Raw genomic sequence first — 12242 nt, 5'->3', positions numbered from 1 at the left:
CCCTTGTGGCGAGGGAGCTTGCTCCCGCTGAGGCGCGAAGCGGCTCCAAAAGGGGCCTGCTGCGCAGTCCAGCGGGAGCAAGCTCCCTCGCCACAGGTTCAGTGCGCTCAGGGTGATGAGCGCACCTGCATGACTTACTCAGCCGATTTTTTCTTCAGGCGTTCCAGGATCGCATTGGCGCTGCCTTCGTTTGGCGTGATGCCGGCATCGCGCAGCTTGCGCTCCAGGTCGGAGCCGGTGGAAGCCTCGGCCAGTTCGTCCTGGGCTTGCAGTTCAGCGGCACGTTGTTGTTGCTTGGCTTGCAGGCGGTTGAGCGTACCGACGGCAGTTTCCAGCTTGCCATTGGCGCCGCCACTGGCGATCGAGGCGCTGACCTGAGCCTTCTGCACGCTTTCACGGGCCTTGGCCATGTCCACTTGCTGGCGCAGGCTCTTGATGCGGGCTTCGGCCTTGGTGATGTCCTTGCGCATGTTGTCCGCGTAACCGCCGAATTCGGTCGCGTGCTTTTGCTCGGCGTCCAGTTCGTTGGTCAGGGTCGAAATGGCTTCGGCCACTTCCAGCGCCAGGTCTTCGCGGTTGGCCTGGATCGCGGCCAGGGCCTTGGCTTCCAGGTCCTTGATCTTGGCGTTGTATTCGCCGACGCGATCGGTCGCCAGCTTGTGCTTGGCCATGATGGTGACCAGCTCACGCTTGGCGTTGGCCAGCGCGCTGTCGGCATCGCGGATTTCCTGGTCGAGGATGCGCAGGGCCTGTTGGTCGACGATCGATTCGCCGACTTCGTTGGCACCGCCACGCAGTGCGGTGAACAACTTGCTCCAGATGGACTGAGTCATTGGATGTTCCTATTCGGCGAATTAGATGAAGAAGCGTTCGAAGGCTTCGCTGGCGCGCTGGACATTGTCGACGAGGGTTTTGACCTCGGTGACGACGTTGGTCAGGCTGGAGTCGGCGCTCAACGCACCGAACATGTTGTAGACCACCTGTCCGTTGGGCATGGTCTCGATGCCGATGGACGACAGCGGGAACATTTCCCGGCTGCGCAACACCGCGTCGTTGAAGGCCGCCACATCGCTGATCGACTCGACGTCCACCAGCACGGTATCGACGATGATCTGGTCGCCTACCACAGCGATGTAGATGGGCAAGCCACCGAAGTCATTCATTTCCAGCTTGATGCTGGACTCGGAGCCTTGGACGAGGGAGAGGGTGATGTCGTTCGCGACCACTTCGTCCAGGGCCTGAAGGGCGCTGTAGAGGCGATCGATGTTCCAGTTATTACCTGCGCTCATGTAATCCTCCGACATGAATGAGCCAGCCAGAATCGGTTGGCGTAGCTGTTTCTCCATTTGCTTGAGCAGGCTTCTGTTTTCGGGAAGCACCCAAGCCTCGTGTTTCACATAACCGGCGGCACTCAAGCCCGCGCGCATCTGCTTCATGTAGAAGCTCGACGGTTTTTTCGCCGAGGGTTTGGCGCGCTCTCCCGTGCGGCTCGCTGGATCGGTCACAGACCCGTCAGGCGGATCTGATGGAGAGCTGGTTGGCATGGTACTGACCCCACTGTGAAAAACTCACGCGTGAGAAACACTACAGGCACTTTCCAAACCCCACAATAGCTCACGCGTGAGATTTTTTATTGCAGCCCATCCAACCCTGTGGGAGCGAGCCTGCTCGCGATAGCGGTACATCAGCTTGCATTGATGTGGATGCAAGACCGTCATCGCGAGCAAGCTCAGCTCCCACAGGGGGGTTCGAGCGCTCACAGATCAGACGTTCGCCACAGTTCCTCTGTGGGAGCGGGCTTGCTCGCGAAATCGGCGGGTCAGCTTGCATTGATGCTGAATGTGCCGCCGTCTTCGCGAGCAAGCCCGCTCCCACATTAGGAGATCTCCACAGGCTGCTACCTCAGCTTTGGCTGCTGATAGGCGGCTTACGGGTAGCTAAAGCTTTTGACCAACGTCAGCTCCCCCACCGCCCGCATCGGCACGACGAAGGTTTCCATTTTCTCGTTCGGCGTGCCCTCTTCGGTGATCACGGTGACCTGCGCGGTGGTCAAGGCCTGTTGCGCCTGCGCCACGGACTCGCCCTCTTCGCCGTCCTCCTCACTGCGATAACCGCCGCCGTAGTAATTCACATACACCAGGTACTGGCCCTTGATCGGCGCGGGCATGGCGAAGATTTCCGGGCCGTAGCCGGTGGTGACGTCGACGTCGAGGGCCGCGCCGTTGGCGACGGCTCGGTCGCCGTACCAGATGTGCGCGCCATCGGGGGTGACCAGGTGCAGGTCCAGGTCGGTGCCGTCGCTGTCCCACGTCAGCAACACCCGCAGCTTGGCCGGGGTGGCGCCGCCGCTGGTGTTGAGAAATTGCGTGCGGTGGCGCTGCTGGCCATCGGCGCTGCGCACTTCAACGCTGTTGCTGCCGTTGGGGAACGAGAACGGCCGGTCGAAGCGACCTTCTTCATCCAGTTTCAGCGGCAGGCTGACGCCGTTGACGATCAACTGGCCCGGCGCGTTGCTGTCTTTGGGCGCACCCTTGATCTGCCCGGTAATGCGCGCGGTGTCGGCCTGGCCCGGGGGCGTGTTGACCGACGAGGCCGGGTAATTGACGGTTTGGCTGAAGCTTTCGCCTTCACCCCCCGGCGCACCGCTGCGCCAGCCACCAATGGGGGTGTCGAGCTTTATAGAGTCGGCGGCCATGGCCGGTGATAACGCGGTCAGGGCGCAGAGCAACAGCAAGACCTGTGGATAACGGAGTGTCATGGTCTATTCCAGCAAGAGGTGACGGGCGAGCCCTTCGATATAGGTTTCGTCCTGGCCGTTGGGGTGAGCTTCGAAGGCCAGGTGCAAATATTCATGTGTCAGGTCGAGACGGTCTTGCAGCGACAGCACGCCGCGCACGTAGATGCGCTGGCGTTCGCGGTCGACATACGGCCGGCCGAAGGCGACACGGCAGACGGCGAAAGCGCTGATTTCGTTGTAGCCGACTTCACTTTCCAGCCGCTCGCGCCAGCCCCGGCGCTGCTTCAGCAGCCAGTCCTGGGCGGCGGGCAGCGCCTCGCAGGACGCCACGGGGTTGTCCCAGCGGCTGAGGCTGGCGCGCGGATAGGCGTGCAGCAGGATGGCGTCGTAGCGTTGGCCAGCGTTGGCCTGCTCCACGGCTTGCGCCCAGGACAGTTTGTCCGGGCCCGGCTGGTCGGAGTGGTAGGTGACATCGGTGCCGGCCAAGACCAGGTCGCTGGTCCAGGCGGCAATGGCCCGGGTTCCAGGCGCCGCCGGGCGTGGCGCGACGCGCTGGCGATGGCTGCTGTCGTCGATGCTCAGGCAATCACCGTTGCGCTGGGCGTTTTGCAGCAGATACGTGCGAATCGCCACCGCCAGGGCCTTGGCGGCTTCGGCGGGCTCTGCCTTGGCTTCGCGCTGCAAGACCCGGGCGACATACTCCTCGCGGTCCAGGCGCGCCACCAGCTTGCCGGGCAGCAGGAACAGCTCGCCATCGCTGTGGATGTCCAATTGGTTGCCGTTGCTGAATTCGACGCGGTAGTCACCGCGCAGTTGACCCGGTGTGGCCGGCCGCTCGCCGGCCATCACCCGTTGCAACGGATAACGGGCAAACAGATCGACTTCCACGCAGCGCCCGGTGTCCGCCGGCCAGCGGGACGGCAACGCCGCCGCCAGACCTTCGCCGTAGACCTTGAGGACCTGCTGGCTGGTGCCACGGCCACCGGCCCACACCGGCGTGCCGTCAGACAGCCAACCGGCAAATCCACCCTGTCGCGAGGAAGGCCCCTGGTCACCCAACCAGCTCCAGGTCTTGACCCGCAGGCGGCTGCCCAACTCACCGACCAGCCGCCCGTCCGCCGCCCCGAGGACCACGTCCAACAGCACCCGGCGGGCCTGGTCCTGGGCCGGCAGCATGGCCAGGGCCTTGAGCAATCCCGCGACCGGTACTTGCGTCTGGGGTTGCAGCGTTGGCAGGTCCAACAACCAGGCCGGCGCCTGGCGCGCCTGCCAGTAATCGCGCCAATTCGAGGCCGATAGCCCGAGCCGCTGCGGCTCGAAATACAAACCGCAGGACTTCACCAGCGCTTGGTCACGACCGATGCTCTGCCCGGGATTGCAGCAATAGACTTCTTCCTTCGACTCGCCGCGGCACTCATACACCGGTTCGCGAGCGTTGGTGTCCACCAGCCAGGCGTAGACAAACAGCTTCCACAGGCTGCCCAACGGTGCCTGCAACGTGTCGGGCAATGGCTGGCGATCCAGCACCTGGGTTTGATTCACCCGCAGCAATTGACCGTCGAAGGCCAGGCGCAACGGCTCGTCCTGCGCTGTCGCCAGCGCAGGAATCAAGCACAACCACCACCAACCCCAAGGCCTGCGCATGTCAGTTGACCGTCACCTGACCGAGCGCCGGTTTCTGTTCGCGAGCCTGATTCTGTGGTGCATAGACTTGGGTAAAGCGCACCGGCGGCAAGGTGAACTGACCTTTCTGGGAGAAGCGCACCAAGTGTCGCAGGCGCAGCTCGCCACTGAGGGCGTCCAGTGGTATCGCATAGGCCATCTGGCCCGGCTCGAAGCGCGCCTTTTCCAGGGACGTCGGCTCGCTGTCGGCCTTGCCCATCAACTGGATGCCCCAGGTGGTGCGTTCCACGTCGGCGCCCGGCGGCAACGGTACTTCGAGCATGCCGTAGCGCAGTGGCGTCGGAGCCTTGCTGTTGATGATCACTTCATCCAGGTAGAGGCTGTCGCTGGACAACGGTTTGTTGCCCACGGCTTCGAGCTTGAAGGTGAAGGCCTCGTCGCCCGGCACCAAGCGCGACAGGCGCCGGGTGATCGACACGGCCATCGGTGCCACCGGCGCTTGCTGGCTCTGGAAGCTCAATGCCGCTTGCAGTGGACGCTCCTCGGCACCGTTCAGGGTCAGCATCGTCGGAAGCTGCGCGCCCTGCCACTGCCAGTAGGTTTCACCGGTCGCGCCTTGCTTGGCAACCCAGCCTTCGCCCGGCGCCAGGGCCACGGACGGCGCGGCCTGTTCGATGCTGCGCTGCAACCAGGTCAGGGCCAGCGCCCGTTCCAGGGTGGACTGCTGCGGCAGCACGCGCTCCAGCAGTGCCGTGGCGCGGGCTTGATCGAAGCCCTGCAGCGACAGCAGCAAAGCCTCGACGAAAGGCTGCGAGCTCAGCTCCAGTTGCTGTTGCGCAGCGTCGGCCTGGCGGCTGAAGGCCGCGGGCAACGGCACCTTCGCCTGCTTGGCGAGGGACGCGGTCAGCACTCGGGCGCTGGCCAGGCCAAGCGCGGAGTCCGGCGCGTACATGACCAGGCTGTCCTCGCCGCTGTCCAGCACGCTCTCGGTGCTGTCTTCGCTGGCCTTCGCCAGGTCGTCCATCAGGCCGCTGAGCAAGGTATTCACCGGCAGTTGCATCTGCTTGGCGAACGACAGGATCAACGCACGTTGCAGCAACGGTGTATCAGCGGCCTCCTTGGCGTAAACCTCCAGCACCCGCTGCCAGTGTTCCGGCGGCAGGCTCAGGTCCAGGGCCTGGCTGGCGTGCCAATCGGCGTAATAGGCGTAAGCGGTAAGGAATGCATCTGGCTCACCGTCCTGGCCCCACCAGGTGAAGCTCGCCGACGGCCCGGCCATCTGCACCAGGCGCAAGCGGCTGTTCTGCATGATCAAGCGCAAGCGGTCGCGGATCTGCGGATTCGACGCCAGGGTCGGATAGGCGATGCTCAACGGCAACAGACGGCTGGCGGTCTGCTCGACGCCACCGTAGGGGTAGCTCAGCAGGTCATCCAGGGCCGAACGGAACAACGCTTGCGGGCTGTCATCCAGGCGCAGGCGAATATCTGTGGCGTCGGTCGGCAAGGTCAGCGGAGTGTCGCCACTGGCCACATCAAGGCGCTGGCTCTGGGTCACTTGCCAGCCGTTGCCGCTGGCGTTCAGGTGCATGGCCAGGGCGTCCTGGGTTTCGCCGTTCAATTGCAACTGCACGGTCAAGTCGCCGCTGCTCAATTCCAGGGCCGGCAGCGCCACGTAGTTGATGCCGTTTTTCAGCTCCGCCACCACGCGCTGTTCAGCACCGGCGTAACGGATCAGCAGCTCGGCCTTCAGGGGTTTTTCCGATTGGCTGAAGGCGAACAGGCCCAGTTGCGGCTTGTCGCCCGTGCGGAAGCGGGTCGGGCCGCTCCACTTCAGGTACAGCGGTTTTTCCGACGCAATGAACTGCTTCTTCTGGCCGACTTGGCCGTCGTCAGCGATCGCCTTGGCCGTGATGCGCCAGCGGGTCAGCGAGTCCGGCATCTTGAAGGTGAAGCGGGCCTTGCCGTTGGCGTCGGTGACCAGCTCCGGTTGCCACGCGGCGGTGTCGACGTCTTCACGCCGTGGCCGCTCCAGCACCTTGACCCCACGCTCGCTGCGGTTGGCCTTGCCCGGCGCGCCGGGGCTGCCTGGCAGCGCCACGTCATAGCTGATGAACGACAGGCTGGCACTGGTGCGCACGTTGTTGCGGCGCGGGTGATAGAAGAACTGGTCGATGGTCGGCGCCACTTCCGGTTGCAGGGCGTAGACCATCTCATCGACCACGCTGACCGTCAGGTGTGCCGGGATCGCCTTGCCGGCGAACTGGGTGCTCAGGTCCACGGTCACCGTGTCGCCCGGACGATAGGTGGCTTTGTCGGTGACGACAGCCACATCGATCTGCGGCGTGATCACCTTGATGCCGGCGTTCTGGAAGCTGTACTGGCCGCCCTTGGTGTACAGCACCGAGAACGTCAGGTTGGGCGCAAAGCTATCCTTCACGGCAATGCGCGCGCGGTATTGGGTGTCGCTGAGCTTTTCCATCTTCAGCCAGTCGCCACCCTTGGACAGCAGCGCCGTGGCCTCGACCTTGTCCCGCTCAAGCGACAGCAACGCATCGCTGACCGGCTCGGGGAAGGTGATCAGCGCCAGCGCTTCGTCACCGGTCTTGTACTCAGGCTTGTCGAAGACAATCTCGACCGTGCCCGGCACGGCCTTGATGCCTTCACCGGTCACCGCGTGGGCGGCGGCGCCAATGACCCGGCCGTGGTCGTCCTTGAGCGTCAGGTTGTAGGTGCCGGGGCGCTCGAAGGTCAGGCTGAAGCCCTTGTCCTTGGCCGCCAGCTTGCCTTCGCCGGTGCTCTGGTCTTCCAGGCGCACCCAGGCGTAGCTGCCGGGTGTCACAGCCTTGGCCTGTTCGGTGCCGCCTTCGTTGGCGTAGCTGAACGACACCTTCTGGCCGGCGGCGCTGAACCGCTGGGGAGCGCTCAGGCGGAAATTCGCCGCGCCACGGTCGATGAGGATTTCCTTGGTGGTCTTGACCCGATACGCCGCGCCATCGCTGGCGAACACGGTGAGCGTGTAGCGGCTCGGCTTGTCGGCGGCCGGCAGGTCGAGGGTCGCGTTGCCCTTGGCATCGGTGGTCACTTCGCTGCTGGTCAGTTCCACCGGGAATTGCCCCAGGTATTGCAGCTCGTTATCGACCATCGACAGTTGCTGGGCCCGCAGGCTCAGGCTCACCGTGGCATTCACCACCGGCTTGCCGTCCGGGTACAGCAGCACGAGGTTGCCCTTGACCGGCTCGCCGGTGCGGTAATCCTGCTTGGCCAGGTTCAGGGCGATCTCGAAGTGCGGCTTGATGTATTCGGCCACGCGAAAGGCGCTGCTGTAGAGCTGGTCCTTGTAACTGAAGCGCAGCTCATAACCACCGGCCACGGCGTTTTCCGGCAGTTGGAAACGGCCTTGGGTACCGGCCTTGGAGTCGAGCTTCAGGGCCAGGGTTTGCAGCGCGGTGCCGGTGGCGTCGAGGACGCTGACATTGACGTCGGCGGCGGTCGGTTGCACCGAGTCACGGGCGTTCTTGAACTCGCGACCGACGATTTTCAGTGACACCCAATCCCCCGGCCGGTACAGCGGCCGGTCGGTGAACGCATACAGCTTGGTGTCGTAGATTTCGCTGTCGTAGTAGAAGTTTTCCGAAACGAATACGCCGCCCTCCTCGTCCTCACCAATGACGAACGAACGCTCCGGGCTGACGTGCTTGAGGCGCAGCAGGCCGTCCTCATCGGTGGCACCGCTGCTCATCACGCCCAGGCCGTCGGTCCACAGCACATTGACCTTGGGCACCGAACGCCCTTCATGCTTGCGTGCGGCCCAGACCAGCAATTCATCGCCGGCAATCTTGCTCACGGCCACGGTGTTGGAGACGAAGACCATGGTGGTCGCGCGGTATTTGCCGATCAGCGCTTCCACCAGGTACAGGCCTGGCTTCAACTGGCCCAGCGGCACATAGACGTTGCCCGGGGCAACGCTGACGAACTCACTGGATGAACCGGCCAGGTTGACCCCGGCTGGCGGCTGGATTGGCTTGGCCTGCCACAGCGGATAACGGAACTGGCTGACCACCGGCAAGCCCGGGATCAAGGCGAATTGCGCCGGTGCCTCGTACGGGGTCGGCGCGACCAGGGCGTCGCCGATCCTAAGTTCCGGCACTTGCTCGGTGACGTGCTGGCGCGATTCGTAGGAGAACGCCCGTTGCATCACTCGACGGGACTTGCGGTACCAGTTGTCCCACAGGTACGCGAGAGTGTTCGACAGGCCTTCGCCCTTGAACTGGCCGTCGCTGACCACGCGGTGCAGGTTTTTCTGGCGCTTGAGGAACTCCAGCGGTTTTTCGATGCGATAGACGCGGATGTCGGCGCCGCCGTAGGGTTCCATGCGGTACCGACGGTAGTCGCGGCCCGGCGCTTCGAGGCGAACCATGGCCTGTTCGTCGCTGGCAAAACTGCTGTCGGCCAGCAGGAAAAAGCTTTCGCCGGACACCGGCGTGTAGCCGCTGGGCTCCACCGTGTCTTCGGCATTAACCAGGGGTGCCAGCAACAGGGCGAACAGCAGGGGCAGTTTTGAACACAAGCGCAGCATGCGGGCACCGGTCATTGGGAGAGAAAGTTGAGTCGATAGACGCCGATGAAGTTGGGGTTGGCTGCGTCGGGTATCCATCGGGTGTCCTTCCAGTTCATGAGTTGTTGCAGGCTTGCGGAGCGCATGCCGTTGTCGGTAGGGGTTGTGGTGCCGGTGTGATAGGCGATGTAGCGGCCCATCCAGATCATCAAATGCTGGTCATCGCCCTGATCGAAGAACATCAGGTCGCCGGGGCGGGCCTGGGCGACATCGCGGCCCACCAGGCGACTGTTGAACTGGATCAGCTTGATGGCGTTGACGTAGGGCCCGACCTTGCCGCCGCCCTGCTGCCACTGCTGGGCGAGGCGCCGTTGCGCATCGCTGAGGGGCAGTTCCGGGGGCAGGTAGCGATTGGACAGGCCATTGCTGCGCAGCCATTTTTCATCGTGGACCTTCAGGGCTTCGTTGGCAGCGAAGCGCACCAGCCCGGCGCAATCCTGCTGGTACCAGCGCGGGCTCGGGCCTTTGGTCAGCTGTTCCTGCGCAATGCGCACGAACCAGGCGCGAAAGACCTGGGACTGCTGCACGTCCAACGCCGGCGCCTCGACCGCACGCGCCGGCCCGCCGAGCAGCAGTGCCAGCAGCAGCGTCAACGCAGGGTTGCGGATCAGTGCGGTCACAGCGCTTTCCATTCCAGCGGCAGCCACTGCCAATGGCCGTCCGGCTCGCTGCCCGCGGGCAAGGTCAGGGCGTATTTGCCGTAGCCGCCGAGGGTGCGCAGTTTCGGGATCAGGTAGGTTTGCGCGGCGTTGTAGAACACCGGCTCCATGTCCTGGGGCAGGCTGTCGAGGGTTTCGCGCTGCATCAGTTGCGCCATGGAATCCGGGCCGAAGTAGACCGGCATCAGCAGGTCTTGGGGCACCACCTCGGCCATGGGCGGGAAGCGCTTGTCGAGGGTGCCGAGGGCCTTGTCCACCAACTTGTCGTCGAGGGAGAACAGCAAGGTCGAGCCATGACGGGCCAGGCTGACCCGCAGGAACGCCTTGCCGGTGATCGCTTCGGGTTGCTCGGCTTCCTTGGCCGAATAAGGCCCGAAATTGGAGCTGACCTGGCGTTGCCATTGGTGCGTCGAACCTGCTTGCTTTTCCACTACCGGGAACGCGTGTTCGGCGACGTTGTTTTCATAGGCGCCGACCATCGAACCGAACAGGTTGCCCAGGTCGGCGTCGAGCTTGCCGTCGTCGTCATTCAGGCTCGCCACCAATAGCGGCGTGTACAGCCGCGAATCGGCGTACCAGCACAGGCCGGCGGCACCGGTCACATGATCGACCATGGCCTGGGCGGCTTTTTCCTCGGCGCCCAGTTTCACCAGCAATGGTTTCTGCTGCTCGGCGGCCAGGGGCAAGGCCACGCAAGCGCTGGCACCCATGGGCATGGCTTGCCAGATTGGCTTGAAATCGAAGTCCGGCTGGTTTTCCTGCTCGTCCAGGGCCAGGAAGCTGTGCCAGCCCTTGTCGTCCATGTCGAAACGCAAGCCGGCGAAGTTCGGGATGAACCGCTGGTAGCCCATGGCGAGCACGCTGGCGTTGACCGAGATGCGTTGCTTGACCTCCGGCGCCTTGGGCGGCAGGCCGAAGGCTTCAGGGAACAGTTTGTCGCCGTTGAGCAAGGCCGCCAGGGCGGTCGTCGAAACGCTGCCCGGCTCCACCGCCGACCCGCTGGCCGGGTCGTACAGCTTGGTCGGGTTGGACAGCACGACCAGTTTGTCGCCGTGGGAGGCGAAGGCCAGGGATTTGCTGGCGTTGTAGCTGAGCTGGTAAAGCGCGACGTCGTCACCGCCGACCTTGAGGTCGCTGAGCTTGCTCAGTTGCGTGTCATCCAAGGCGACTTTCGCCAACGGCTCCAGCACCTTGGCCAGGCCGCCGCGATCCATCACCAACAGGAAATCCTTGAGGCGACCGTCCGCACCGCGCCACAACGCGACGTCGGCCGGCTGGTCGAAAAGCGCTTCGATCAGGCTGTCCTGCAACTTGAGGTCATGCTCGTAGATGATCCGGCGCAGGCTGCCGATCAGCCCGAGGCGGTCGGCATGGGCTTCGTAATAGAAGACGAAGTCCTCGGTGAGCGTGGCCTTGAGGAACGGCACCGCCAACAGGTCCTTGGGCAACTGGCTCAGTGAATGGGTCTCGAGCAAGCCGTCGGGACGGCTCAGGCCGAGTTTTTCCAATGCCAACGCCATGGGCGGCGCCTTGGGCTTGTTGATGAACCAGCCCAGCCCGGCGGCCACACCGGCGACCAGGCACAGCCCGATCAGTATCGCCGGCCAGCGGCGCACAGGTTTGGCGACAGGTGTCGGCGTGGTCGGGGAAGCAGTGTTGTCGCTCATATTCACAAGGGCCTGTTCATCCGTGGAGCGGATTTAGTAGTTGAAAGTCTTGACCAGCAACAGATCGCCAATGGCGCGCAGGGGCACGACAAAGGTCTCGCGTTTTTCATCGACGGTGTTTTCGTTGAGCACCAGGTTGATCTGCGAGGTGATCACCTCGTTCTGGTTGCTGGTCTCATCGAAGTTGTAGCCGCCGCTGCCGTAGTTGCCCCAATAGTTCACGTAGACCAGGTAGGTGCCGTGCATCGGCGCGGTCATGGTGAACATCTCAGGGCCGGGACCGTCGACGCCATCCGGGTCGAGGCCGCCGCCGTTGGTCAGCGCCGGGCGACCGAAGAAGGCATGTTGGCCGTCGGGTGTGACGATATGCAGGTCGAGCTCGGCCTTGGGGTCGTCCCAGCCCAGCACCACGCGGATCTGCGCCGGGGTGCGCAGGTTGTTGGCTTCATAGAATTGCACGCGCTTGAGGGACTGGCCTTCGGAGCTGCGCACCTCGACGCTGTTGGAGCCGGCGCCGAACGCATACGGCCGGGCGAACCGTCCTTCGTCGTCGGTATAGAGATTCAGTGGATTGCCGTTGACCGCCAGGCTGTGGGGCTGGCGCGCCGTGCCCATCGCCTTGATCTGGCCCTCGATCATCGTGCGGTTGCGCTGGATGCCGCGGTCGATGGGTGGCGTGGGATACGCGACTTGCGGGTTTTCCGTACGATCGAGCAAGCCGCTGTAGCGCCAGCCGCCCACCGGCTCCGACATTTCAGCCGAAGGCGCGGCCCACGCCAACGGCGCACCGAGCAACACGATCAATAAAGAAAGAAAACGCACGTATGCCTCCTGCCATGCACGACGCAACCCGGCGCCCTTCCAGGGCGCTGCTTGTAATTATTCGGGTTTCGTCTGAGGGCCCCGTTACAAGGCAATGCTGTTCACTTAAGGCAATCGAT

9 protein-coding genes and 1 pseudogene are annotated in these 12242 nt (G+C 63.8%); 2 read left to right on the top strand and 8 right to left on the bottom strand.

Going from position 1 to position 12242, the window contains the following annotated elements:
- Positions 1–134: 134 nt before the first annotated feature.
- The 7 genes from HU715_RS15850 to HU715_RS15820 all read right to left on the bottom strand — a co-directional run bounded on the left by HU715_RS15850 (position 135) and on the right by HU715_RS15820 (position 10671).
- A complete protein-coding gene (locus tag HU715_RS15850; RefSeq protein ID WP_186710531.1) occupies positions 135–833 on the bottom strand; it encodes a PspA/IM30 family protein in 699 nt (232 codons plus the stop codon).
- Positions 834–854: 21 nt separating this feature from the next.
- Positions 855–1436 carry a YjfI family protein gene (locus tag HU715_RS15845; protein ID WP_186710533.1) on the bottom strand — a complete coding sequence of 194 codons (582 nt, stop codon included), beginning with the start codon at positions 1434–1436 and terminating at the stop codon, positions 855–857.
- Between the two features lie 491 nt (positions 1437–1927).
- Positions 1928–2758 carry a YfaP family protein gene (locus tag HU715_RS15840; protein WP_186710535.1) on the bottom strand — a complete coding sequence of 277 codons (831 nt, stop codon included), beginning with the start codon at positions 2756–2758 and terminating at the stop codon, positions 1928–1930.
- A gap of 3 nt (positions 2759–2761) precedes the next feature.
- Positions 2762–4381: a DUF2300 domain-containing protein gene (locus tag HU715_RS15835; RefSeq protein ID WP_186710537.1), complete on the bottom strand. Its 1620-nt coding sequence runs from the start codon at positions 4379–4381 to the stop codon at positions 2762–2764.
- A 1-nt stretch (position 4382) separates the two neighbouring features.
- Positions 4383–8951, bottom strand: coding sequence for an alpha-2-macroglobulin family protein (locus HU715_RS15830; protein ID WP_186710553.1), 4569 nt, complete (start codon positions 8949–8951; stop codon positions 4383–4385).
- Positions 8948–9607 carry a DUF1175 domain-containing protein gene (locus HU715_RS15825; RefSeq protein ID WP_186710539.1) on the bottom strand — a complete coding sequence of 220 codons (660 nt, stop codon included), beginning with the start codon at positions 9605–9607 and terminating at the stop codon, positions 8948–8950. Before HU715_RS15825 ends, HU715_RS15830 begins: the two co-directional genes overlap by 4 nt.
- Positions 9592–10671: a DUF2138 family protein gene (locus tag HU715_RS15820; RefSeq protein WP_186710541.1), complete on the bottom strand. Its 1080-nt coding sequence runs from the start codon at positions 10669–10671 to the stop codon at positions 9592–9594. Before HU715_RS15820 ends, HU715_RS15825 begins: the two co-directional genes overlap by 16 nt.
- Before the next feature lie 42 nt (positions 10672–10713).
- Here HU715_RS15820 and HU715_RS15815 point away from each other — a divergent pair.
- Positions 10714–10820, top strand: a pseudogene (locus tag HU715_RS15815).
- Positions 10821–10953: 133 nt separating this feature from the next.
- Complete coding sequence (locus HU715_RS15810) at positions 10954–11094, top strand: hypothetical protein (RefSeq protein WP_186710543.1); 141 nt, start codon at positions 10954–10956, stop codon at positions 11092–11094.
- A gap of 240 nt (positions 11095–11334) precedes the next feature.
- Here the strand turns inward: HU715_RS15810 and HU715_RS15805 are convergent, their stop codons facing one another.
- Complete coding sequence (locus HU715_RS15805; RefSeq protein ID WP_186710545.1) at positions 11335–12123, bottom strand: DUF2135 domain-containing protein; 789 nt, start codon at positions 12121–12123, stop codon at positions 11335–11337.
- Positions 12124–12242: the final 119 nt, after the last annotated feature.

Source organism: Pseudomonas zanjanensis (genome assembly GCF_014268745.2).
Lineage (GTDB): Bacteria > Pseudomonadota > Gammaproteobacteria > Pseudomonadales > Pseudomonadaceae > Aquipseudomonas > Aquipseudomonas zanjanensis.
Note: the sequence above shows the minus strand (reverse complement) of the source record. Positions and strands in the feature narration are given on the sequence as shown.

Excerpts from the sequence above, each read along its gene's own strand:
- HU715_RS15850 (WP_186710531.1), bottom strand. The coding sequence starts at position 833 with ATGACTCAGTCCATCTGGAGCAAGTTGTTCACCGCACTGCGTGGCGGT.
- HU715_RS15845 (WP_186710533.1), bottom strand. The coding sequence starts at position 1,436 with ATGAAGCAGATGCGCGCGGGCTTGAGTGCCGCCGGTTATGTGAAACAC.
- HU715_RS15840 (WP_186710535.1), bottom strand. The coding sequence starts at position 2,758 with ATGACACTCCGTTATCCACAGGTCTTGCTGTTGCTCTGCGCCCTGACC.
- HU715_RS15835 (WP_186710537.1), bottom strand. The coding sequence starts at position 4,381 with ATGCGCAGGCCTTGGGGTTGGTGGTGGTTGTGCTTGATTCCTGCGCTG.
- HU715_RS15830 (WP_186710553.1), bottom strand. The coding sequence starts at position 8,951 with ATGACCGGTGCCCGCATGCTGCGCTTGTGTTCAAAACTGCCCCTGCTG.
- HU715_RS15825 (WP_186710539.1), bottom strand. The coding sequence starts at position 9,607 with ATGGAAAGCGCTGTGACCGCACTGATCCGCAACCCTGCGTTGACGCTG.
- HU715_RS15810 (WP_186710543.1), top strand. The coding sequence starts at position 10,954 with ATGCTCGTAGATGATCCGGCGCAGGCTGCCGATCAGCCCGAGGCGGTC.